Origin of the sequence: Tabrizicola sp. (assembly GCF_041913445.1) — a bacterium.
GTDB lineage: Bacteria > Pseudomonadota > Alphaproteobacteria > Rhodobacterales > Rhodobacteraceae > Tabrizicola.
Genome location: NZ_JAYSFG010000023.1, coordinates 24,675 through 48,274, shown reverse-complemented (window position 1 = coordinate 48,274; position 23,600 = coordinate 24,675). Strand labels below are relative to the sequence as shown.

Below are 23,600 nucleotides of genomic sequence, written 5' to 3'. Positions count from 1 at the left end.
TGGACGCCCGGAACATGGTCCAGCTCTCGACCGGGGACATGCTGCGCGCCGCCCGCACCAGCGGGACCGAGATGGGCCGCAAGGTCGCGGCGGTCCTCGACTCGGGCGGGCTGGTCACGGACGAGATCGTGATCGGCCTGATCGAGGAAAAGCTCGCCCAGGATGGCCACGGCGGGTTCATCTTCGACGGCTTCCCGCGAACCCTGCGGCAGGCAGATGCGCTGGGGGCCCTGCTGACCCGGATGGGCCTGACGCTGGACGCGGTGATCGAGCTTGTCGTGGACGACAAGGCGCTGGTGGGCCGGATCGTCAAGCGGGCCGAAGAGGCAAAGTCTGCCGGCCAGCCGGTCCGGAAGGACGACACGCCGGAAGTCTTCCAGGTGCGTCTGCAGGAATACTACAAGAACACCGCGCCGCTCATCGGCTATTACTGGGCCAAGGGCGACCTCCGCCAGATCGACGGGATGGCCGACATGCAGGCCGTTGCCGAGCAGATCGCATCCGTTCTTGACAAAGCCTGAAAAACTGCCCTCGCGGCCTTGACGGCCCCGGGAAAACCCCATATGGCACGGCGTCCCGCGGTGGAATCGCCTTGCGGGCCTTCCTATTTGGGAAGTTCGTATCGCCGGGTTAACTGCCCGTGCGGTGTTGTGAAAAAAGGTTCTGGCACTACGGAACCGCAACAGAAGAAGGACGACACGTTTGGCACGTATTGCTGGCGTCAACATTCCAACCGCGAAACGGGTTCCGATCGCGCTCACCTACATCACCGGGATCGGCCCTGCGACCGCCCAGGGCATCTGCGAGGCGCTGAAGATCGACACCGCGCGCCGCGTGAACCAGCTGACTGACGCTGAGGTTCTGGCGATCCGCGAATACATCGACGCCAACCTGACCGTCGAAGGCGACCTGCGCCGCGAAGTCACGATGAACATCAAGCGTCTGATGGACCTCGGCTGCTACCGTGGCCTGCGTCACCGCAAGGGCCTGCCGGTCCGCGGCCAGCGCACGCACACCAACGCCCGCACCCGCAAAGGCCCCGCGAAGGCCATTGCCGGCAAGAAGAAATAAGGGGGGCTGACAGATGGCACGTGATACCAAGGCCGCCCGCGGCAAGAAGAAAGAACGCAAGAACATCGCCGCTGGCGTGGCGCATGTGAACTCGTCGTTCAACAACACCAAGATCCTGATCTCGGACGTCCAGGGCAACGCGATCTCGTGGTCGTCTTCGGGCACGATGGGCTTCAAGGGTTCGCGCAAGTCGACCCCCTACGCCGCCCAGATGGCCGCCGAAGACGCTGGCCGCAAGGCCCAGGAACATGGCGTCCGCACGCTGGAAGTCGAAGTGCAGGGTCCGGGTTCGGGCCGTGAATCGGCGCTCCGCGCCCTGGCTGCCGTGGGCTTCCAGATCACGTCGATCCGCGACGTGACCCCGCTGGCGCACAACGGTTGCCGCCCGCCGAAGCGTCGCCGCGTCTAAGGCATTGATTTCTGCCGGGCCGTGGGGGGATTGCCTCTCGCGGCCCGGTTTTCGTCGTTTACGATCCTCGGGCGTCCGCCGGCTTTCGGACATTGGCAGCGGACAAGAATAGGGGCTTCAGAATGATCCACAAGAACTGGCAGGAACTCATCAAGCCGACGCAGCTGGTCGTGAAGCCGGGGGCCGATGCCGCCCGCGTGGCGACCGTCATCGCCGAGCCCTTGGAGCGGGGCTTCGGCCTGACGCTGGGCAACGCGCTGCGCCGCGTGCTGATGTCTTCGCTGCAGGGGGGCGCGATCACCTCCGTCCAGATCGACAACGTGCTGCACGAGTTCTCCTCGGTCGCGGGCGTGCGCGAGGACGTGACGGATATCGTCCTGAACCTCAAGGGCGTCAGCCTGAAGATGGAAGTCGAGGGGCCGAAGCGCCTGTCGATCTCGGCCAAGGGGCCGGGCGTCGTCACCGCGGGCGACATCTCGGAATCGAACGGGATCGAGGTCCTGAACAAGGACCACGTGATCTGCCACCTCGACGACGGCGCCGACGTGTTCATGGAGCTGACCGTGAACACCGGCAAGGGCTATGTCTCGGCCGACAAGAACCGCCCGGAAGACGCTCCGATCGGCCTGATCCCGATCGACGCGATCTATTCGCCGGTGAAGAAGGTTTCGTACGAAGTCACCCCGACCCGTGAGGGCCAGGTGCTGGACTATGACAAGCTGACGATGAAGATCGAAACCGACGGCTCGCTGACGCCGGATGACGCCGTGGCCTATGCCGCGCGCATCCTGCAGGATCAGCTGTCGATCTTCGTGAACTTCGAAGAGCCCGAATCCGCCAAGGTCGGCGAGATCGACTCTGGCCTCGAGTTCAACCCGCTGCTGCTGAAGAAGGTGGACGAGCTGGAACTGTCGGTCCGTTCGGCCAACTGCCTGAAGAACGACAACATCGTCTACATCGGCGACCTGATCCAGAAGACCGAGGCGGAGATGCTGCGCACCCCGAACTTCGGCCGCAAGTCGCTGAACGAGATCAAGGAAGTGCTCTCGGGCATGGGCCTGCATCTTGGGATGGACGTCGAAAGCTGGCCGCCGGAGAACATCGAGGACCTGGCGAAGCGTTTCGAGGACCAGTTCTGAAATCGGAAGGGCGCGGCCTGATCCGCGCCCGACCTTCTACCCGGGCAATCCCGCCCCAACGACGCTGTCCGCACGCACGGGCAGCAACACAAAGCAAAGAGACGTTAGGAGACCATCATGCGTCACGCCCGCGGATACCGCCGCCTGAACCGTACCCACGAACACCGCAAGGCGCTGTTCGCCAACATGGCCGGCTCGCTGATCGAGCACGAGCAGATCAAGACCACGCTGCCCAAGGCCAAGGAACTGCGCCCGATTATCGAGAAGCTGGTCACGCTGGCCAAGCGCGGTGATCTGCACGCCCGCCGCCAGGCTGCGGCCCAGCTGAAGCAGGACCAGTATGTCGAGCGGCTCTTCGCCATCCTCGGCCCGCGCTACAAGGACCGTCAGGGCGGCTACGTCCGGATCCTGAAAGCCGGCTTCCGTTATGGCGACATGGCGCCGATGGCGATCATCGAATTCGTGGACCGCGATACCGCTGCCAAGGGTGCCGCCGACCGCGCTCGGGTCGAGGCTGCCGAAGCCTGATCCGTTACCTTGCGTCCAAAATGTGGAAGGCCCGCCCCACGGTGGGCCTTTTCCATTGAAATGGTTGAATTCTTAACTTTATTCCGCCATGCATTAGCTATCTTGAAAAGGTAGCCGTGAGAGCCAAGATCAATTTTCAGTAGAATCAATCGTGCGAGTTGGGAAAGTGATCGGAAATGTCCGAACGGAAGGCAATAACTGTGTTGCTTGAGCAGCTGGATCGGCTGGCCCCTATGGGCTACACGGTCGGGCTGCATATCCGGTTTGCGACCCCCCTTATCTACAAAAGCTCTTATCCGTCCGCCTGGACCGAGCATTACAACAGCCACTCCTATTACCTGCGTGATCCGCTTGTATTCTGGGGTGTCGGCGTCGAGGGTACCACGCGCTGGAGCGCGATCCCCCTGCCTGACCCCTTTGGCGTCATGAAGAAGGCCGCCAGCCACGGCCTGAAATACGGCGCCGTTTCTTCTTATGGGCCCATCACCTCACGGTCGATCGTCGGCATCAGCCGCTCGGACCGGGAGTTTACCGATGAAGAGATGGGGCAACTCAAGGAAGTGACTATCCAGCTGCACATAGAGGCAAAGCCACCCTCCGAGCTGACGAAAGCGCAGATCGAAGCGTTGCAATGCCTTGCCAACGGGGACAGGCATGCTGCGGCGGCGGAAAAACTAGGCATCACGGAGAGCGCGTTCAAGGCTCGTGTCCAGTCGGCAAGAATCCGGCTGGAGGCACGCACGGCTTCGGAAGCGATCCGCAAGGCCCGGGAATATCGGCTGCTTTGATTCAGACTGTCCCTTCCAAGGTTCATGAACGACCAGAGAAGGAGAATGAAGAATGGAAGCCACCACGTTGTCCTACGACAACCTCCACAACCATGGCGAACTGTTTGCCAACATGTTCCGGGCCCGGCACCGGACATTCATCCAGAATGCCAAGTGGGACCTGCCCGAAGCCAACGGGATGGAGTTCGATCAGTACGACACCCCGGCCAGCCGCTGGGTCTGCGTCCACCAGGCCGGCGAAGTTATGGCTGGTGTTCGCCTGACGCCCACGACGCATCGCTGCGGTATCTATACATACATGATCCGCGACGCACAGCGGGGCCTTCTTGAGACAATCCCGCGTGATCTTTTGAACTTCGAAGCTCCGGTCGATCCGAATATCTGGGAATCGAGCCGTGTCTTCGTATCGAACGACGTGCCGGCGGCGGATCGGCTGCGGGTTCAGATGCAGTTGATCCACGAGATGGTGATCTCGGCCCGTCAGCTGGGGGCGACGACGCTTCTGGGCATCATCCCTGAAAACTCGCCGCGTCTGGCCCGTCGGGTTGGCCTGGACTGCATCCCCTCCGGTCCGGTGATGGACACCGGCGGCGTCCGGTCGGTCTGCGTCACGATCAGCATGGCGACAAAGCTGCATTGATCTGCGGCCGCCCCTGCCATCCGTTCAGGGCCGGTCGGCCCTTGCTGTGCGCGGTTGCGCCAGCCTGTTTGTATGTGCGTAAAGAAGGTAACTGAATGCAGGTGTGCGTAAATCCAACGACAGATGATGACCTTGAGGACCTGCGGCTCTTGGCGCCGGCGGGATACTTCATCGGCCTGCATATCCGCTTCACTTCCCCGCTGATGATCTACCAGACCTACGATCAGGGCTGGGTCAACCACTACACGGTCCACGCCTACGTCCTGCGTGATCCGGCCACGATCTGGGGCATGGCAAATACGGGGGTGATCCGCTGGAGCGATCCGGCCTTTGCGGACCCGCACAAGATCTTGCCCGAGGCAGCGGCCTTCGGGCTGCGGTATGGAGTGACCGTGGCCTGCGGCCCCAGCAGTTCGCGCAGCATCGCCGGGTTCGCGCGATCGGATCGCGAGTTCACCGAACAGGAGCTGTATATGGTCCGGTCCTGCGTCGAACGGATGCACGACCGGTTCGCCCAGCCTGCAACGCTGACCGCGGCGCAGCTGGAGGCTCTGCGCTGCCTTGCGGAGGGGGATCGGCATTCCGACGCCGCGACGCGCCTGGGGATTTCCGAAAGCGCCTTCAAGGCCCGCATCGTCTCGGCGCGTGAGCGCTTGTCCGCCCGCACGACGGCCGAAGCGATCAGGCGCGCGCGCGATCACAGATTGCTTTAGGACAGCGCGCGCTTCTGCCCGTAACGACCGCTGCGCTTCCGGCTTCTGTCCGTCGCCTCACCCCGTTAAGATGGACCCATGGCCGATCTTTTCGACATGCCGAACCAGCCTGACAACGGCCCCCGACCGCTTGCGGACCGGCTGCGGCCGAAGTCGCTGGCCGAGGTGATCGGGCAGGAGAAGGTCCTGTCTCGCGAGGGTCCTTTGGGCGCGATGCTTGCGGCGGGGTCCTTGTCCTCGCTGATCCTGTGGGGACCGCCGGGCGTCGGCAAGACCACCATCGCGCGGCTTCTGGCGGATGAGACCGACCTGCATTTCGTGCAGATTTCCGCGATCTTCACCGGGGTGCCGGAGCTGCGGAAGGTGTTCGAGGCGGCCAAGCTGCGGCGACAGAACGGGAAGGGGACGCTGCTTTTCGTCGACGAGATCCACCGCTTCAACAAGGCGCAGCAGGATGGCTTCCTGCCGCATATGGAGGACGGGACGATCCTTCTGGTGGGCGCCACGACCGAGAACCCCAGTTTCGAGCTGAACGCCGCTCTGCTGTCCCGAAGCCAAGTGATTGTTCTTGAAAGACTTTCTCTGGCCGATCTGGAGCGGCTGGCGCAGAGGGCAGAGAAGGAACTGGGCCGTGCGCTGCCTTTGAAGGGCGAGGCGCGGGAGGCGATGCTGGAGATGGCGGATGGGGACGGGCGGGCGCTGTTGAACCTGATCGAGCAGGTCGCGGCCTGGAAGATCGACCAGTCCCTTACCCGCGACCAGCTTTCGCAAAGGTTGATGCGCCGGGCCGCGAAGTACGACAAGTCGGGCGAGGAGCATTACAACCTCATCTCGGCGCTCCATAAATCGGTGCGGGGGTCCGACCCTGACGCCGCTCTCTACTGGTTCGCGCGGATGCTGGAAGGGGGCGAGGACCCCCGGTTCCTGGCGCGGCGGATCACGCGAATGGCGGTTGAGGACATCGGCCTCGCTGATCCGCAGGCCGAGGCGGTGTGCCTGGATGGCTGGCAGACCTATGAGCGTCTGGGGTCGCCGGAGGGAGAGCTCGCGCTGGCGCAAGCCGTTGTCTATCTTGCCTTGGCCCCCAAGTCGAACGCGGTCTACACCGCCTACAAGGCGGCCCGGGCAGCTGCGCGGGAGACGGGGAGCCTGATGCCGCCGAAGCATATCCTGAACGCGCCGACGAAGATGATGAAGGAGATCGGCTATGGTGCGGGCTATGCCTATGACCATGATGCCGAGGACGGGTTCTCTGGTCAGAACTACTTCCCCGACGGGATGAAGCGCCCCGTCTGGTATCTGCCGCCCGAGCGGGGGTTCGAGCGCGAGTTGAAGAAGCGGGTGGAGTATTTCGCCAAGCTCAGGGCGAAACGGCAGGAGTAGGGGCAAATTTCTTGAGCAAGAAATTTGTCAAAATCCTTGCTTAAGGATTTTGGGCCCTGGCGCGACCGGAGCGCAAAGATTGACATTCCGCCCGCCCCGCCGCAAAGGGGGGCCATGTCCCAGACCCTTCCCCTCATCGCGCTTGGCGGCGCAATCGGCTCGGTGTTGCGTTACCTCATGGTCGGCGCGATCGGTGCGCCCTGGGGTGTGGCGGCGGTCAATGTGCTGGGGAGCTTCGTGATCGGCGTCCTGTTTGTCCTGGTCCCGCGCGAGGGGGGGCAGCTGTTCCTGATGACGGGCCTTCTGGGCGGCTTTACCACCTTTTCGGCCTTTTCGCTGGACACGCTGAAGCTGGTGGAGGGCGGCCAGCCGCTGATGGCCGCAGTCTATGTGCTGGCTTCGGTCGTCCTCTCCCTGATCGCGGTCACGCTTGGCGTGGCCCTTGCCCGAGGCCTGACATGACTGTCCAGATGCTGACCGTGACCGAAGACGAAGGCGAGCAGCGCCTGGACAAGTGGCTGCGTCGTCGCTTTCCGCACCTGAACCAGGTCGCGGTCGAGAAACTGTGCCGGACCGGGCAGATCCGGGTGGATTCTGGCCGGGTCAAAGCCTCGGACCGGGTGCTGCCGGGGCAGGTGGTGCGGGTGCCGCCGCTGCCCGACGCGGCGCCCCGGACCGAGGCGCGGGTGCAGGGCGTGTCGGCGGCGGATGCGCGGATGATCCAGGCGGCGGTCTTGTGGAAGGACGAGCACATGATCGTTCTGAACAAGCCCGCGGGCCTACCGTCGCAGGGCGGATCGGGGCAGGGCGACCGGCATGTGGATGGTTTGGCCGAGGCGCTGAAGTTCGGCTACAAGGAAAAGCCGAAGCTGGTGCATCGGCTGGACAAGGACACCTCGGGCGTCTTGATGCTGGCGCGGACGGACCGGGTGGCGCGGGCGCTGTCCGAGGCGCTGCGGCACCGCAATGCGCGCAAGATCTATTGGGCGGTCGTCGCGGGTGTGCCGCATCCCAAACAGGGCTCGATCAAGTTTGCGCTGGAGAAGGCTCCGGGCCGTGGCCGGGGTGGCGAGGGCGAGAAGATGCTTTGCGTCCATCCGGCGAAGATGGCCGAGCATCCGGACGCCAAGCGCGCGCATACCGACTATTTCACGCTGTGGTTCCTGGGCACGCGCCTCTCATGGATGGCGCTGGAGCCGGTGACGGGTCGCACCCACCAGCTGCGCGCCCATATGGCCGAGATCGGGCATCCGATCATCGGGGACGGCAAGTATGGCGGGTCCGAGACCGAGAACCTTGGGGACGGCTGGGGCGCGGGGGCGGGGGGCGACCTTTCCAAGAAGCTGCACCTGCACGCCCGCAGCCTGACCATCGAACACCCGATCACCAAGAAGCTGATGACCTTCACCGCCCCCTTGCCCGAGCACATGGCCCGGACCTGGAAGCTTCTGGACTGGAAAGAGGATGATGTCCCGGCCGATCCGTTCGAGGTGATCCGGTGAGCGCCTGGTCGGCCCGCAGGTTCTGGACCACGGCCAGCGCCGTTCCGGTCGAGGGCGGTTTCACCGTGCAGCTGGACGGCCGCCCGGTGCGGACGCCGCTGAAGTCCCCGCTGGTCCTGCCGACCCTGGCTCTGGCCGAGGCGGTGGCGTTTGAATGGCAGGCGCAGGAGGGCACGGTCAAGCCCGAGACGATGCCCTTCACCCGCATGGCCAACTCGGCCGTCGACAAGGTGAAGCCGCAGTTCGTGGCAGTGGCTGACATGCTGGCCGAATACGGCGGCAGCGACCTTCTGTGCTATCGGGCCGAGGGGCCGGCGGAGTTGGTGGCCCGCCAGGCGGAGGAGTGGGATCCGCTCCTGGACTGGGCAAGCGCAGAGTTGGGCGCCGCCTTGCGGACGACGACGGGGGTGATGCCCGTGACGCAGCCCGAGTCCAGCCTTGCGGCGCTGCGCAGCCTTGTCCACGGGTTCGGCGCGTTCCAGCTGGCAGCGTTCCATGACCTGGTGGCCATCACCGGCTCGCTGGTCCTGGCCATGGCGGTGACCCGGGGCCGGATCGACGTTGCCGAGGCCTGGAGGCTGTCGCGGATCGACGAGGACTGGCAGATCGCGCTTTGGGGCGAGGACGAGGAAGCCGCCGAGGTGGCCGCCAGAAAGCGAGCCGATCTGGTGCAGGCGGACCGATTCTTCACATTGTGCGGGTAACATTTCTGCCCGAAAACTGTGCAAGCCGGACTGCGAAGGCGGAACGCCTGCTACAAGCCGTGGGAAACAAGCATTTTTCCTGAATCCGACTATGCCCGCTTGACCTACAAAAGCGCTTTCGCCGAAACTACATGACAGTGGGGGGATCAGCCCCCTGCATCCTAGGCGCGATCTCTTCGCGCACGAAAAGAAATGGCCCTGGAAGGCCACTTACTCAGGAAGAGGTAAGAATGAAAAAATCCGTATTCTTCGGCGCGATCGCGGCCACCACACTTGTGGCGGGTCTGGCCGGTGCGGCTACGCTTGACGACGTCAAGGCTCGGGGCGAGCTGCTTTGCGGGTCCAACACCGGTCTGACCGGCTTCGGCGCGCCCGATGCCAGCGGCAACTGGACCGGCTTCGACGTCGACCTGTGCCGTGCCGTTGCGGCGGCTGTCCTGGGCGACCCGAACAAGGTCAAGTTCGTTCCGACCACTGGCGAGACCCGCTTCACCGCGCTGCAGTCGGGCGAAGTCGACCTCCTGGTCCGCAACTCGACCTGGACCTCGTCGCGCGACAGCGAACTGGCCTTGGATTTCGTAGCCGTGAACTACTACGACGGCCAGGGCTTCATGGTGAAGAAGGACCTCGGCGTTTCCTCGGCCAAGGAACTGGACGGCGCCACCGTCTGCATCCAGACCGGCACCACGACCGAGCTGAACCTGGCTGACTTCTTCAAGCAGAACAACATCAGCTACCAGCCGGTTACCGTGGCCGATGACTCGGAAGCGCAGCGCCAGTACCTGGCTGGCGCCTGCGACGCCTACACCACCGACGCCTCGGGTCTGGCCGCCAGCCGCGCGACCATGCCGGATGCCGAGAACCACATCATCCTTCCCGAGATCATCTCGAAAGAGCCGCTGGGCCCGGTCGTTCGTCACGGTGACAGCCAGTGGGGCGACATTGTCCGCTGGACCTACTACGCGCTGCTGATCGCTGAAGAGAAAGGCATCACCAAGGCCAACGTCGAGGAAGTCCTGGCCTCGACCACCGACGAGGAAGTCAAGCGTCTCCTCGGCGCGTCGGGCGACATGGGCGTGAAGTTCGGCCTGGACAACGCCGCCTTCAAGAACGCCATCGCGGCGGTCGGCAACTACGGCGAGGTCTACGCGCGCAACATCGGCGAAGGCACGACCATCAACCTGGCCCGCGGCCTGAACGCGCTGTGGACCCAGGGCGGCCTGCAGTACGCTCCGCCCTTCCGTTGAGAACGGTCACCCGGGGGCGCCTTTTGGCGCCCCCGATTTCTGCTTCAATGACATAAGTCCGACTGGCCAGGGGCAGGCAATGACCCCGAGGTCCCCGGTATACCGGGGCCGCCATCCGGAAACAGGGGGTAGCCATGGCAATGGCAACGGACGTGCCGAAGGACAGCTTTCGGCTCTCGATGCTCATCTACGATACGCGGTACCGGTCCTACACGATCCAAATCGTGGTGCTGGTGCTGTTCGCGCTGGCGGTGGCCTGCTGCTGAACAACACCGTGCAGAACCTTGCGGCGCGCGGGAAGGAGTTCAACTTCGGCTTCCTCTGGCAGCGCGCGGGCTATGACATCGGCCAGCAGCTGATCCCCTACACCAACGACAGCACGCATTTTCGCGCGCTCCTCATCGGCCTGCTGAATACACTCGTGGTGGCCTTCTGGGGCTGTCTCTTCGCGACCATCCTGGGCGTCATCATCGGCGTCTTGCGCCTGTCCAACAACTGGCTGATCGGCCGGCTGATGACGATCTATGTCGAGATGTTCCGCAACGTGCCCCTGCTGCTGTGGATCCTTCTGTCCTACGTCATCCTGTCCGAGACCACGCCGCAGCCCCGCGATTTCCGGGTCACGGACGAGATGGTCGCGGCTGGTGAGACGCCCGCCGCCTCGATGATCCTGTTCGACACCGTGGCCGTGACGAACCGGGGCACGAACATTCCGGCGCCCTTGTTCGAGCGCGGCCTCGGGACGCTGGACCTGGGGTTCATGACGCTGAACCTGAACTTCTGGGTGATCGTCGCGGTCATCGTCGCCTCGGTCTTCATCAACCGGCGCATCCTGGCCTCGGCCCGGGCGACGCAAGAGGCGACGGGCGTGAGGCCGGTAACCTGGTGGAAGTCGATCTTGGTGCTCTTCGCCCCGATCATCGCGCTTCTGGTGGCGATGGGCTTCCATCTGGAGATCCCGGAACTGAAGGGCTTCAACTTCCAGGGCGGCATCCTCGTGGCGCACAGCTTTACCGCGCTTCTGATCGCGCTGACGCTTTACACTGCGGCCTTCATTGCCGAGATCGTCCGCGCGGGCATCCAGGCCATCAGCCGCGGCCAGTCCGAAGCAGCCTTCGCGCTGGGTCTGCGACCGAACCGGACGATGAACCTCATCATCCTGCCGCAGGCGCTGCGCGTCATCATCCCGCCGCTGATCAGCCAGTACCTGAACCTGACCAAGAACACCTCTCTGGGGATTGCAGTCAGCTATCTGGACCTGCGCGGCACGCTGGGCGGCATCACGCTGAACCAGACGGGGCGCGAGCTTGAGTGCATGCTTCTGATGATGCTCATCTACCTGTCGATCAGCCTGATCATCTCGGCGCTGATGAACATGTACAACAAATCCGTCCAGCTGAAGGCGCGCTGACATGGCCGAAAGCTTCAACCGTACCGAGATGCTGCCGCCGCTGCCGCCGCCGGTGACCGAACGCGGAGCGATCAAGTGGCTGCGCGAGAACCTGTTCTCGTCGCCGTTCAACACCATCCTGACTCTGGCCGGGATCGCTGCGATCTACCTTCTGCTGCGCGCGTCGCTTCCCTGGTGGTTCAATTCGGTCTGGAATGCCGAAAGCCTGTCCCAGTGCCGCGAGATCGTTGCGGCCAACGCCGGGCCGGATGCCTCGGGTGCCTGCTGGGCGATGATCCGCGAGCGCTGGCACCAGTTCCTGTTCGGCTTCTATCCGCCCTCCGAATACTGGCGGCCCATCCTCGCGCTGGGTCTCCTGTTCGCGGCGCTGGCGCCGGTCCTGTTCTCGGGCCAGAAGCGGAACCTGACCATCGTCATCGGGGCGGTCGCGGCCTATCTGGTGGTGACGCTTTATCTCGCCTCTGCGCCGGCAACGGCCTTCGTGCTGGCCCTCGCGCTGGTGGCCGGGCTTCTGGCTGTGGCGCAGGTGCAGCCCGGACGGCTTCTGTGGTTTACCCTCATCTACCCGGCGCTGTGCTTCTGGCTTCTGTGGGGCGGGTCGATCTGGTCGCCGATCGTGGCAATGGCGGGCTTTGTGGTGCTTTACGCGGTCTTTCGTGCCACGTCGCCCGTGATCGGGCTTGCGACCGGGGCAGGGGTAGGGATCGTCGCTGCTGTGCTGTGGTGGCTCTACCTGGACATCCCGGTGGTGCAGGCCCTGCAGGGCGCGCTGCCGTTCGGCCTGACGGCGGTGAATTCCGACCAGTTCGGCGGTTTCCTCCTGGCCATCGTGATCGGCGTCACGGGCATCAGCTTCTCGTTGCCCATCGGCATCCTTCTGGCGCTGGGTCGGCAGTCGGACATGCTGATCGTGAAATCGCTGTCGGTGGCCTTCATCGAGTTCGTGCGCGGCGTGCCGCTGATCACGCTTCTGTTCACCGCATCGCTTCTGCTGCAGTACTTCCTGCCGCCGGGGACGAACTTCGACATCATCCTGCGCGTCATCATCCTGGTGACCTTCTTCGCGGCCGCCTACCTGGCCGAGGTGATCCGGGGGGGCCTGGCCGCCCTGCCGCGCGGCCAGTACGAGGCGGCGGATGCGCTGGGCCTCGACTACTGGCGCGCGCAGCGGCTGATCATCCTGCCGCAGGCGCTGAAGGTGTCGATCCCTGCGATCGTGTCGACCTTCATCGGGCTGTTCAAGGACACGACGCTGGTGAGCTTCGTGGGCCTGATGGACCCGCTGCGGGGCGTCACGCAGATCGTCCGCGCCGACATCGACTGGAAGGGTATCTACTGGGAGCCCTACATCTTCGTCGGCGCGATCTTCTTCCTCATCTGCTTCGGCATGTCGCGGTACTCGATGTACCTCGAGCGGAAGCTCAAGACCGATCACCGTTAAGGGGCCATCATGGCAGACGCAGCAAAGATGCAGATCTCGGACGAAGTGGCGATCCAGATCACCGGCATGAACAAGTGGTACGGTCAGTTCCACGTGCTTCGTGACATCAACATGACCGTGCAGCGGGGCGAGCGGATCGTCATCTGCGGACCGTCGGGGTCAGGGAAATCGACGCTGATCCGGTGCATCAACCGGCTGGAGGAACACCAGCAGGGCCAGATCATCGTCGACGGGACCGAGCTGACCAACGACCTGAAGAACATCGACAAGGTGCGGTCCGAGGTCGGGATGGTGTTCCAGCACTTCAACCTCTTCCCGCATCTCACGATCCTGGAGAACCTGACGCTGGCGCCGATCTGGGTGCGGAAGGTGCCGAAGAAGGAAGCGGAAGAGACCGCGATGTACTTCCTTTCGAAGGTGAAGATCCCGGAACAAGCGAACAAGTATCCCGGCCAGCTGTCGGGCGGCCAGCAGCAGCGGGTGGCCATTGCGCGGTCCTTGTGCATGAAGCCCCGGATCATGCTGTTCGACGAGCCGACCAGCGCCCTTGACCCCGAGATGATCAAGGAGGTGCTGGATACGATGATCCAGCTGGCCGAAGAGGGGATGACCATGCTTTGCGTCACCCACGAGATGGGCTTTGCCCAGGCCGTCGCGAACCGGGTCATCTTCATGGACCAGGGCCAGATCGTCGAACAGAACGAGCCGCGGGAGTTCTTCAACAACCCGAAGAGCGACCGGACCAAGCTGTTCCTCAGTCAGATTCTCGGTCACTGACGCTGGTCTTCGACCTCTTGCGTCGTCAGGACGCCGAAGTCGTTGCCCCAGCTGTTGCGGATGAACGTGGCGATCTCGGCGATGTCGTTGTCGCCGAGCTTGTCCTTGAAGGCCGGCATGTAGCCGTAGCCGTGCAGGATGGTGCGCGCGGTGAAGGTGTCGTCGGCAAGCTTGGGATTGTCGGCCAGCACCTTGGCGTTGTCGCTGCGGCCCGCGGGGCCATGACAGACCGCGCAGGTCTCGGCATATTTGGGGGCGCCAAGGGCCGCGACATCCGAGATGTTCGATTCCTCGGTCACGGAGGCCGGTTCCTCTTCGTTGCCGCCCGCGGTCTTGCCGGTGGCAGGGTCGCTCCATTCCGAGGTGCCCGATGAGGCGGCGGCCTGCAATTCGCCGATCGGCGTCGGGGCGCGGGCCTGCCCGAGGCCGCCCCCAGAAGCGCCGTAGGTAAACATCAGGATGGCACCGGGGTTGTGCAGGACCGAGGTGTTCAGCCCTTCGCCGAATTTCTGCGCGGCCGAGCCGAAGGCGTCGGTGGCAATGAAGACGGTGCGGTTGTCTGGGGCGACGATCACGTCGCGGTAGCGGTTCTGGGTGGAAAGCCAGGCGACCGGAGGGCCGTCGGCGGACATCCCGTCCTCAGCCAGCTTCTGGACGTAAAGCGTGCCGTGCTTCAGCGTCGGGATCAGAAGGGAATTGTCCCATTCGGTAATTCCGTCCGTGCCCGCCGCGTAATAGAGGACTGACGACGGGGCCATCGTCGGGTCGCAGATGTAGCCGCATATGTCTCCGATAGGGTAGTCGTCCTCGACCGTCCAGAAGGTGGCGATGGGATCGACCATGGGTTCGGTGAACGCGCTTTCGGGGAATTGCGGGATGGTGTCGGGGACCGGCTCGACGGTCAGGTCTGCCTCGGGCGGTGCCTCGCTCCAGTTGATGTAGGTGTAGGCCTTGTCGTCGATCCGGCCTGCCACGCGCGGCCAGCCGTAGTTGCCGCCGGGCTGGATGATGTTCAGCTCGTCGTCCGAAGCGGGCCCGTGCTCGGCCTCGTAGAGGGTGCCGTCGGGGCCGAAGGCAAGGCCCTGCGGGTTGCGATGGCCATAGCTGTAGATGTGGCTTTTCACGCCGTTGATGACGGGATTGTCCTCTGGGATCGAGCCGTCGGGGTTCAGCCGCAGGATCTTGCCGGAGTAGGTGGTCCAGTCGCCGCTGTCGATCTGGGCTTGGTCGGGCAGGGCCTGGGCCAGGTTCGGCCGCCGCTGGTTGCGTCCGAAGTTCGCGCCCTGCTCGCCGATCGAATAGTAGATCTTGCCATCCGGGCCGAAGACCACCCGGCCCGCGTTGTGGTCGTTCCAGGCCGGAAGGTTGTCGATCAGGATGGTCGGCTCGACCAGGATCTGCTGCGTCGCGTCATAGGTGTAGCGGACGATCCGTGCGGCGGGATCGGGGGTTTCCGCGGTGCCGTTGTTCACCGTGTAACCAAGGTAGACATAGTCGGTGCCCTTGTCCTGCAGGAAGTCCGGGTGCAGCGCGAGGCCCAGAAGCCCCTCATGCTGCGGTCCGGTGTAGACATCGACGAGGGTCACAAGAACCTGCTGCGCGCCGCTTTCCGGATCGACCCGCGTGACCTCGCCGCTGGTCCGTTCCGTCACCCAGATCATCCCGTCCGGCCCCCAGCGCATGGCCCAGGGGTTGCTGAGCCCGGTGGTCAGGACGCGGGCGCCGAACTTCGTGGCGTCCCCGGCCTCGATCTCGACCGGGGTGACTTGCGCGTTGGCCGAAACGAGGGAGGTGGCAACGAGGAGGGCTGCCCCGCGGCTGGCGGTCATCGTGGTCCGTGCGGCCCGCAGGGCGAGTGTGCAGAGTTGGGTCATGGGAAATCGGGCCTGCTGTCTGAATGAGGGAGGACGGGCCGCGAGGCGACCGCAGATTTCCAACAGACCGTTTCCGGCTTTGTTCCGGTCTCTGGTGCCTGTCCCGCGGGCGGAGCTTTGGTGTGGAGGTTCGGCGCGAGATTGATGGTTGCACAGGTCGGGGCGGCGCAGCACTCTGGGCCCATTGCTCTGGCGGCTGTCCTGGGACTGTCCCCATGGCGGTGGTCAAAGACGCAGGCACGGCAAGGAACGGATCATGCAGGACAACGCACCACTTTCCTGGGCGGATTGCGCAGCGCAGCTTGTAGCGGTGGCGGCAGGCAGGAGGCCCGCGGACCTGGTGATCCGGGGGGGCATCCTGGTGAACGTGCAAAGCCGGGAGATCCTGCCGGGCTGGGAGGTCGCGATTGCGGCGGGACGCTTTGCCTATGTCGGGCCGGACGCGAGCCATTGCATCGGGCCCAAGACCGAGGTCGTGGAAGCGGAGGGGCGCTATCTGATCCCGGGGCTCTGCGACGGGCACATGCACATCGAGTCGGGAATGCTGACCCCGGCCGAGTTTGCGGCGGCCGTGATCCCGCATGGCACCACGACGATGTTCCACGACCCGCACGAGATCGCCAATGTGCTGGGTCTGCCGGGCGTGCGGATGATGCATGACGAGGCGCTGATGCAGCCGGTCAACATCTTCACCCAGATGCCGTCCTGCGCTCCCTCGGCGCCGGGGCTGGAGACCACGGGCTACGAGATCGGCCCCGACGATGTGGCCGAGGCGATGCGCTGGCCTGGCATCATCGGCCTGGGCGAGATGATGAACTATCCGGGCGTGATTAACGGCAGCCAGCAGATGCTGGAGGAGATCTCGGCCACGCTGCGGGCAGGCAAGACCGTGGGCGGGCATTACGCCAGCCCCGACCGAGGCATCCCGTTCCATGCCTATGTGGCGGGCGGCCCCGCGGACGACCACGAGGGCACCCGGGAAAGCGATGCCATCGACCGGGTGCGTCAGGGGATGCGGTCGATGCTGCGGCTGGGGTCGGCCTGGTATGACGTGGAAAGCCAGATCACCGCGATCACCGAGAAGGGTCTGGATCCGCGCAACTTCATCCTGTGCACCGACGACTGCCATTCCGGCACGCTGGTCCACGAAGGCCACATGAACCGGGTGGTGCGTCATGCCATCGCCTGCGGCTGCGACCCGCTGATCGCGATCCAGATGGCCACGATCAACACCGCCACCCATTTCGGGCTTGAGCGCGAGCTTGGCTCGATTGCTCCCGGCCGGCGGGCGGATGTGATCCTGACGCCCGATCTGCGGTCCCTGCCCATCGACATGGTCTTCGCTCGGGGTGTGAAGGTGGCGGAGCAGGGTCGGATGACGGTCAACTGCCCGCATTACCCCTGGCCAGCAGACGCCCGAAGCACCGTGCATCTGGCACGCCCGCTGACCGAGGCGGATTTCGCCATTCCGGCCCCGGCGGGGGCAAGCCGGGTGTCGGCGCGGGTGATCGGCGTGGTGGAGAACCAGGCTCCCACGCGCGCGCTGGTGGAGGAGCTTGAGGTCCGCGATGGCCTGGTCGAGGCGCAGGGCGCGGTCGCGCAGATCGCGCTGGTCGAACGGCACCGCGCCACGGGTCAGGTGGTGAATGCCTTCGTCTCGGGCTTCGGCTACAAGGGCCGGGTCGCCATCGCCTCGACCGTGGCGCATGACAGCCACCACATGATCGTGGTCGGGACCTGCCGGGCAGAGATGGCCCGGGCCGCGAACCGCCTGGCCGAGGTCGGGGGTGGCGTGACGCTCTGGCGCGAGGGTGAGGAACTGGCGCTGGTCGAGCTGCCCATTGCGGGCCTCATGTCCGACCGCCCCGCCCGCGAGGTGGCGGACAAGGCGCAGGCGCTTGTGGCGGCGATGATCGATTGCGGCTGCACGCTGAACAACGCCTACATGCAGCACTCGCTTCTGGCGTTGGTGGTGATCCCCGAGCTGCGCATCTCGGACAAGGGACTGGTCGATGTGAGCCGGTTCGAAGTGACAAGCGTGTTCCAGGACTGATCAGGACGACGCTGGTTTCCCGGAGTGTTTCCGGGCTTGTCCGGAGCAATTGGCGGGGTTGGTGTAGGCCCGCTCAGCGATCTTCCGCTTGATGTGCTGGCCTTTTTGCTGTCACTACATCAGGTAGTGATTTGTGTGAATGTTGCCGACCAATGGTTCGTTGACATGAGACAGAGAGAACGGTCGACGTTCGGCAGGAGATCAGTTCTTGAGCGGAAAGATCGTTTGCGTTGCGGACACAGGCGAGCAATTTCAGGACCAGGTAGAACGATGGTTTGCGTGCCTGACCCGGCTTGCAGGCGTCGCTCCTCGGGATCTGATCACCGTCTTTGCGAACACCTCATCCCCTCCCGATTGGGCCGCATCGCTTCTCAGAGCGGGGATGGGCATAGACTTTGTCGATGCCTTCGATCCCCGCAGCCCGCACTGCAACAAGATCAGCGGGCTTCTGAAGGTAATTGGCACCGGAGCCGGGCCAATCGTGCTGACTGACTGTGACCTTGCCTTCTTGCGCGACCCTCGGTCCTTCCCGGGCCGCAGCAGTGCCGTATCGGGAAAGCCCGTGGACTTTCCAAATCCGCCTCTCCGTATTCTCGACGCAATCCTGAAGGAAGCCGGCCTTCCCGCACAGCGCAAGGTACGCCTTTCCGGGCGTCCCTGGGAGCGCACCTATCTTGGCAACTTCAACGGCGGAATGATCGTCTTTGGTCGCAGCATCGCGTCCAGACTGGTCCACAGATGGGCAGAGCGCGCGAAGTGGTTGCTTGACCGGTCTGCCTTGCTGGAGGGCTGGGCAGTCCACGTCGACCAAGTCTCACTCTTCCTGGCAATCATCGACGAAAAGATCGAGATGGTCCCGATTTCCTCGCGTTTCAACTACCCGACTCAGGCGCGTGGCAGTCTGTTTCCTGTGACCCCGGCGGCGCTGCACTACCATCATGCGGTCGATGCGCTTGGCGATCTGAAGCCCACAGGGTCGAGAGCGATCGACGCTCAGATATCATTGGTAAACAGGACCATGAGTGAGACCCGCGCGGCAGAGGGAAAAGCGCATTGAGCGACACGCAGGTTCTGGTTGCGGGCGGCGGGCTGGCAGGTTGCCTGACTGCCTGCCTGCTGCATGACAGAGGGGTCGACGTGATGATCGTCGATCAGCATGGTGAGGCCATGCAGGGCGCAAGCCGGTGGAACGAGGGCAAGGTCCACTTCGGCTATACCTATGTTGGAACGGACAGCGTCCGAACCGCGGAATTGATGCTGGCGGGGGCGACAGCGTTCCATCCGATACTGGAGCGCGTGATCGGAGGACGCCTTGCCGCCGACGTCTTCACGGATCGGATCACCTATCTGGTCGATACCGGTTCGATTTTCCCGGCAGAAACGCTGTGGCAGCGCACTCTCGCGGTGCATAGGCTGGTCGAGGAGGCAATTTCGCAAAGTCCTGCGCTTGTGGCGGGTTTGCCCGACCAGAGGCTTGTCCGGCTGGACCCGGAGGAGGCCGCCGCGGCCACCCGCCAGTCGAACGTCGCAGCTGCCTGGTCCACGCCGGAACGCGCCTTGTCCGCCCGTGTCCTGGCCGACATTGTCGCAGCTGCCGTGCACGATAGAGGTATCCCGGTCGTGCGTGCCGTGGTCGATGCCGTGACCCGGCAGGATGGTGAATGGCAGATGTCCACGTCGGGTGGCCTGCTCTGCAGCCGCGTCGCCGTGAATGCGCTCTGGGAGGGCCGAAGCCGCATTGATCGCCCGTTTAGGGAGCCGCATCCTGTTTCAATCCGCTGGAAGGCCGGGATCTTTGCACGGCGTCAAACCCAGTTCGCCGGCGTCACACCATCCACCCGCATCCTTGGTGGCTTTGGCGACGTCACGCCTTACAACAATGGGGACGTCTATCTCGGCTGGTATCCAAGCAACATGATCGCCCGCTCGGATACGGGTGCACCGCCAGCAATCCCGGCGTTTGACCGCAGCGAAATGTTGCGCCAGACGCTGGAAGGGCTGCGTTTTCCGGCAAGCATTCTTGATGATGTTGATCCCGAGACATGCGTCCAGGGCGGCTACGTGGTGGCGCAGGGCTCAGGCGACATCTACGAGATCGCAAGTCCACTGCATGAACGGGCCGCCGCCTTTGCTGTCGAGCTCGCACCGGGTCTTGTCAGCGTGGACACCGGCAAACTGACCACGGCACCGCTATTCGCGGATCGGGCCGCGCGACTTGTCTTGGCCCGCCTCGGAATGGAGGTCGCGGCATGACCGGAAGACTCGTGACAGTTCTGATCCCCGCCTACCGCCCCGGTCGGATCCTAGAGACGCTTGGCACGCTAGCCCGGCAGGAGTTCAAGGATTTCAAGATCCGGATCGGCCTCGATCCCTCGCCAGGATACACAATGCCGGACCTGTCCTTTGCCGATCTTGATATAGAGATCGTCCAGCATCCGGCCCGCCTTGGTTGGGTGGGCAATGTAAACGCTCTCCTCCGCTCGATCGACACCCCCTATTTCGTGATCGTCGCGCATGACGACGGGCTTTCGCCTGATTTCCTTAAGGCGGCAGTGGCGGCACTGGACGGCGCACCGGATGCAGTCGTCGCTCATGGCACGACCGAGCATCGCGGCGTGGTGAGGGCGGGGGAGCTTCACACCACCGCCTCCATTTGTGGATCGCCTTTCGAGCGGCTTCAGGAATACATCAGGCGCGGCCCGGACCGTGCGGAACTGGGCTGGCGCGGCCTTATCCGGCGCGCTGCGCTACCCGGGCTGCCAAGGCTCCGTGTCCGCTTGTCGGACGGTCAGTTCTCCAACACGCTCTTTTCTCTCGAGCTGCTCCTCCACGGCAATTCGATCTTTGTCGAGGGCATCCGCTATATAAAGGATACCGGGCCGGCGGGGTTTAGTCGCGAACTCGTGGGTCGGCCCGCCAACGAGAAGTCGGCCATGTTGGCAGACAATCTGGCCTGTCTGGCCGTGGCGCTTGCAGAGTCTGGTGACCGTCTGAGCCCTGCCGAGCGGGAAACGTTGCTGACCGACTATGCGCACTGGTTGCTGATGCTGCAGGGAACCTGGAACGTGCTTGTCGACGAGAACGATTCCGGCGGTCGACCGTTTCATCAGCTGCGTGAGCCCGTGGCACGCTTCGTCGCCCGCGCGCTTCTCAGTTCGGTCGCGGAAGAGCCGCGGCTCCTGAACTGAGCGCGGGATTGTTGCAGGAGGTCCTACCCGGCATCCCTGCGCTAACGACTGTTGGACAGACCGCCCAGTCGCACTGCAGGGGGTAATCCGGGCAATGGCCCGGACGTGCGCCTACGTCAGAAGGATTGGCGCGCGACAACCGACGCCCACGAACGATTTCAATTGGAAGGGAATGGCGGACCCGGAGCGATTCGAACGCCCGACCCTCAGATTCGTAGTCTGATGCTCTATCCAGCTGAGCTACGGGTCCGCAATGCCGGGCGATGTAGCCTTGCGCGGCGGGCAATGCAAGGGCCAAATCACGCGGCGGGGTCAGTAGTTTCCTTCGGGAGATGGATGGCGAACTCGGTGCCCTCGGCGTCGCTGCGCACAAGGTCCAGCCGGCCGCCGTGCCCGCGCACCAGCTCGGCCGCGATGGCCAGTCCAAGGCCGGTTCCGCCCTTGCGCGCGCCGCCCTGAAAGGCCGCGAAGAGGTGCTCGCGCGCCTTGGCCGGAAGTCCGGGGCCGGTATCGCCGACCTTGATCCACCATTCGCCCTCGTCCTCGCCCGCCGAGACCTCGATCGTGCCCGGCTGGCCCGTGGCCTCGATCGCCTGGCGCGCGTTGCGGATCAGGTTCGAAAGCACCCGGAAAAGCTGTTCGCCATCCGCGCGGATCGTCAGGCCGGGGGGCACCTCGATCAGGCAGGTGATGGAACTTTCGGACCCCAGCCCCTCGCCCTCGGCCACCTCTCCCACCAGATGCGCCAGGTTCAGCCGGCGCAGCTGAGGCGGGGGTTCCTCGGCCTTGCCAAAGGCGAGGGTCGATTCGCAGAGCGACACCGCCCGGCTGATCGAGCCGATCAGCTTCGGCGCGGAACGGGCTACGACGGGGTCGGCGCTGCCTTCCAGGCGGTCGGCGAACAGCTGCGCCGTGGTCAGGATGTTGCGAAGGTCGTGGCTGATCTTCGCCACCGCGCCGCCAAGCTGCGCCAGGCGTTCCTTCTGGCGCAACGCCCCGGTCAGCTGCATCTGCATCGACTGCAGCGCTTCCTCGGCCGAGCGCAGTTCCTCGACATCGGCATTGGGCTCGATGACCCGGCGCGCATCCTCGGGCGCTTCGGCATAGGTCTTCATGTGATGCACCACCCGTCGGATCGGCATGACCAGCAGGCGTTGCACCGCAAGGAACAGAAGAAGCGCCGTCACGACCGAGATCAACGCAGACAGGATCAGGATGCGCAGGCCATAATCCAGCATCGCCTCACGCAGAGGCCGGGTCTCCATGGTCACTTCGATCAGCGTCCCGGCCTCTTGCACCGGGTAGCCGATCACTCGGACGATCCGGTTCTGCGGGTCGAAGAGGACGCCGAAGGCATCGCGGATCAGTTCCAAGGGGCCGGCCATCCGAAGGTCGTAGGTCGCATGGATCTCGCCCGGCACGGGCGACGACAGGACCAGCTGTCGCACCTCGTCGCGACGCAGGACGACGTTGTAGACCTCGGCATTGGCCAGAAGCTCGGTCTCAAGCTCGGGCGAGACCATATCCTCCGCCGCAAGCTGGGTCAGCGCGGCGATCTGCGCCTGCTTCAGCCGGGTCAGCATGAAGTCGGCCCGGTAACGCGCGATCGAGGGGACGAAGATCAGGACTTCGGCCAGCATCACGAAGATGACGGTCAGGATCAGGAAGCGCCCCGAAAGCGTCTTGAGAAATCTCTTGCGTCTTTCGGCCACCCGAACCTTCCTTGTCCGGCTTTAGGGGACCCAGCGCTGCACGATTTGCACGAAACGCTTCAACACCGGGTTTTCAAACAGCTTCGGGCTAAAATAGGCACCTGCCGCGCGTTTGGAAACCTCTCCCAGAGTGGGATATGGCGCGACCATCCCGGCAATCGCGGACATCTTCAGCCTAGCGGAGATTGCCAGCGCCCAAAGCCCGATCAGCTCCCCGGCTTGGGGGCCCACGATGCTGGCACCCACGGGGCGGCCGCGGACCACCATGACCTTGATCAGCCCCTTCCCCTTGCCCTCGGCAATGGCGCGGTCGTTGTGTCCGAATTCGGCCCGCACCACCGTCAGGGCATCGCCGTGGGCCTTGCGTGCCTCCTCCTCGGTCAGGCCCACCTGGGCCAGTTCGGGGTCAGTATAGGTCGCACGCGGCAGGGCGTGGGGATCGGCCTTCGCAGGCAGGCCCAGGACGGCCTGGCGGATCACGATCCCGGCGTGCCAGGCGGCCACGTGGGTGAACTGGAGCCCACCCGCTGCGTCGCCGATGGCATAGACCCGGCGGTTCGACGACCGCAGGCGTGCGTCCACCGTCACGCCCTTCGCCGTATGGGCCACCCCGGCGGCGTCAAGGTTCATGCCCTCAAGCGCCACCTTGCGCCCAACGGCGATCAGAAGATGCGAGCCGGTGACCTGCCGCCCGTCGGCCAGGGTGACCTCGACCGCGCCCTCGGTGCCGGCCAGCCGCACAACGGACTGGCCCTCGACCAGCGCGATGCCCTCGGCCTGCAGGGCCTGGGTCACCACGGCGGCAAGTTCGGGATCCTCGCGACCCAGGACCCGGGCGCCTTCGATCACCGTGACCTCGCAGCCCAGTCGGCGATGCGCCTGCGCCATCTCGACGCCGATGGGGCCGCCGCCGATGACGATCAGGTGCCGGGGACGTTCGCGTAGGTCGAAGATTGTCTCGTTGGTCAGGTAGGGAACGCTGTCGACGCCCTGGATCGGCGGCACCAGCGCGCGCGAGCC

The 23,600-nt window shown here is 64.4% G+C and carries 22 protein-coding genes, 1 tRNA gene and 1 pseudogene; 20 read left to right on the top strand and 4 right to left on the bottom strand.

Annotation, left to right across the window (positions count from 1 at the left end; all coding sequences use genetic code 11):
• From ACE3Q6_RS19190 to ACE3Q6_RS19115, 16 genes and pseudogenes are all read left to right on the top strand, one after another.
• Window positions 1-521: adenylate kinase (locus tag ACE3Q6_RS19190; RefSeq protein ID WP_374435986.1), on the top strand; the 521-nt coding region annotated here is incomplete at its 5' end.
• A gap of 181 nt (window positions 522-702) precedes the next feature.
• Window positions 703-1,071, top strand: coding sequence for a 30S ribosomal protein S13 (gene rpsM, locus ACE3Q6_RS19185; RefSeq protein ID WP_374435985.1), 369 nt, complete (start codon window positions 703-705; stop codon window positions 1,069-1,071).
• A 13-nt stretch (window positions 1,072-1,084) separates the two neighbouring features.
• Complete coding sequence (rpsK, locus tag ACE3Q6_RS19180) at window positions 1,085-1,480, top strand: 30S ribosomal protein S11 (RefSeq protein WP_374435982.1); 396 nt, start codon at window positions 1,085-1,087, stop codon at window positions 1,478-1,480.
• Between the two features lie 122 nt (window positions 1,481-1,602).
• Window positions 1,603-2,619: a DNA-directed RNA polymerase subunit alpha gene (locus ACE3Q6_RS19175; protein ID WP_295077039.1), complete on the top strand. Its 1,017-nt coding sequence runs from the start codon at window positions 1,603-1,605 to the stop codon at window positions 2,617-2,619.
• Between the two features lie 117 nt (window positions 2,620-2,736).
• Complete coding sequence (rplQ, locus tag ACE3Q6_RS19170; protein WP_374435979.1) at window positions 2,737-3,147, top strand: 50S ribosomal protein L17; 411 nt, start codon at window positions 2,737-2,739, stop codon at window positions 3,145-3,147.
• Window positions 3,148-3,323: 176 nt separating this feature from the next.
• Window positions 3,324-3,935: an autoinducer binding domain-containing protein gene (locus tag ACE3Q6_RS19165; protein ID WP_374435976.1), complete on the top strand. Its 612-nt coding sequence runs from the start codon at window positions 3,324-3,326 to the stop codon at window positions 3,933-3,935.
• 52 nt (window positions 3,936-3,987) lie between these two features.
• Window positions 3,988-4,575 (top strand): acyl-homoserine-lactone synthase, encoded by a 588-nt coding sequence (locus ACE3Q6_RS19160; protein WP_374435974.1) that lies wholly within the window; start codon window positions 3,988-3,990, stop codon window positions 4,573-4,575.
• Between the two features lie 95 nt (window positions 4,576-4,670).
• Window positions 4,671-5,288, top strand: coding sequence for an autoinducer binding domain-containing protein (locus ACE3Q6_RS19155; protein WP_374435972.1), 618 nt, complete (start codon window positions 4,671-4,673; stop codon window positions 5,286-5,288).
• 78 nt (window positions 5,289-5,366) lie between these two features.
• The gene (locus ACE3Q6_RS19150) at window positions 5,367-6,671 is read left to right on the top strand and encodes a replication-associated recombination protein A (protein ID WP_374435970.1); all 1,305 of its coding nucleotides are present in this window, start codon (window positions 5,367-5,369) and stop codon (window positions 6,669-6,671) included.
• Window positions 6,672-6,785: 114 nt separating this feature from the next.
• Window positions 6,786-7,133, top strand: coding sequence for a CrcB family protein (locus ACE3Q6_RS19145; RefSeq protein WP_374435968.1), 348 nt, complete (start codon window positions 6,786-6,788; stop codon window positions 7,131-7,133).
• Window positions 7,130-8,173 carry an RluA family pseudouridine synthase gene (locus ACE3Q6_RS19140; protein WP_374435966.1) on the top strand — a complete coding sequence of 348 codons (1,044 nt, stop codon included), beginning with the start codon at window positions 7,130-7,132 and terminating at the stop codon, window positions 8,171-8,173. The genes ACE3Q6_RS19145 and ACE3Q6_RS19140 overlap by 4 nt, the downstream gene beginning before the upstream one ends.
• Window positions 8,170-8,877: an ATP12 family chaperone protein gene (locus ACE3Q6_RS19135; RefSeq protein WP_374435964.1), complete on the top strand. Its 708-nt coding sequence runs from the start codon at window positions 8,170-8,172 to the stop codon at window positions 8,875-8,877. Before ACE3Q6_RS19140 ends, ACE3Q6_RS19135 begins: the two co-directional genes overlap by 4 nt.
• A 230-nt stretch (window positions 8,878-9,107) precedes the next feature.
• Window positions 9,108-10,124 carry an amino acid ABC transporter substrate-binding protein gene (locus tag ACE3Q6_RS19130; RefSeq protein ID WP_374435961.1) on the top strand — a complete coding sequence of 339 codons (1,017 nt, stop codon included), beginning with the start codon at window positions 9,108-9,110 and terminating at the stop codon, window positions 10,122-10,124.
• 134 nt (window positions 10,125-10,258) lie between these two features.
• A pseudogene (locus ACE3Q6_RS19125) lies at window positions 10,259-11,535 on the top strand (amino acid ABC transporter permease).
• Window position 11,536: 1 nt separating this feature from the next.
• Window positions 11,537-12,976: an amino acid ABC transporter permease gene (locus tag ACE3Q6_RS19120; RefSeq protein WP_374435959.1), complete on the top strand. Its 1,440-nt coding sequence runs from the start codon at window positions 11,537-11,539 to the stop codon at window positions 12,974-12,976.
• Window positions 12,977-12,985: 9 nt separating this feature from the next.
• Window positions 12,986-13,753, top strand: a complete 768-nt coding sequence (locus ACE3Q6_RS19115) for an amino acid ABC transporter ATP-binding protein (RefSeq protein ID WP_374435956.1) — start codon at window positions 12,986-12,988, stop codon at window positions 13,751-13,753.
• Here the strand turns inward: ACE3Q6_RS19115 and ACE3Q6_RS19110 are convergent.
• On the bottom strand, window positions 13,747-15,627 hold the full coding sequence (locus tag ACE3Q6_RS19110) for a glucose/sorbosone family PQQ-dependent dehydrogenase (RefSeq protein WP_374435954.1): 1,881 nt from the start codon (window positions 15,625-15,627) through the stop codon (window positions 13,747-13,749). The genes ACE3Q6_RS19115 and ACE3Q6_RS19110 overlap by 7 nt on opposite strands.
• Before the next feature lie 256 nt (window positions 15,628-15,883).
• Between ACE3Q6_RS19110 and ade the strand changes: the two genes are divergently transcribed.
• The 4 genes from ade to ACE3Q6_RS19090 all read left to right on the top strand — a co-directional run bounded on the left by ade (window position 15,884) and on the right by ACE3Q6_RS19090 (window position 20,868).
• On the top strand, window positions 15,884-17,680 hold the full coding sequence (gene ade, locus ACE3Q6_RS19105; RefSeq protein WP_374435952.1) for an adenine deaminase: 1,797 nt from the start codon (window positions 15,884-15,886) through the stop codon (window positions 17,678-17,680).
• A 208-nt stretch (window positions 17,681-17,888) separates the two neighbouring features.
• A complete protein-coding gene (locus tag ACE3Q6_RS19100; RefSeq protein WP_374435950.1) occupies window positions 17,889-18,737 on the top strand; it encodes a hypothetical protein in 849 nt (282 codons plus the stop codon).
• Window positions 18,734-19,933, top strand: coding sequence for an FAD-dependent oxidoreductase (locus tag ACE3Q6_RS19095; protein WP_374435948.1), 1,200 nt, complete (start codon window positions 18,734-18,736; stop codon window positions 19,931-19,933). Before ACE3Q6_RS19100 ends, ACE3Q6_RS19095 begins: the two co-directional genes overlap by 4 nt.
• Window positions 19,930-20,868: a glycosyltransferase family 2 protein gene (locus tag ACE3Q6_RS19090; RefSeq protein ID WP_374435946.1), complete on the top strand. Its 939-nt coding sequence runs from the start codon at window positions 19,930-19,932 to the stop codon at window positions 20,866-20,868. The genes ACE3Q6_RS19095 and ACE3Q6_RS19090 overlap by 4 nt, the downstream gene beginning before the upstream one ends.
• Before the next feature lie 173 nt (window positions 20,869-21,041).
• Here the strand turns inward: ACE3Q6_RS19090 and ACE3Q6_RS19085 are convergent.
• From ACE3Q6_RS19085 to ACE3Q6_RS19075, 3 genes are all read right to left on the bottom strand, one after another.
• A tRNA-Arg gene (locus tag ACE3Q6_RS19085) sits at window positions 21,042-21,118 on the bottom strand.
• A 49-nt stretch (window positions 21,119-21,167) separates the two neighbouring features.
• A complete protein-coding gene (locus ACE3Q6_RS19080; RefSeq protein WP_374436013.1) occupies window positions 21,168-22,508 on the bottom strand; it encodes a sensor histidine kinase in 1,341 nt (446 codons plus the stop codon).
• Between the two features lie 93 nt (window positions 22,509-22,601).
• A partial coding sequence (locus ACE3Q6_RS19075) for an NAD(P)/FAD-dependent oxidoreductase (protein ID WP_374435944.1) occupies window positions 22,602-23,600 on the bottom strand: 999 nt, incomplete at its 5' end.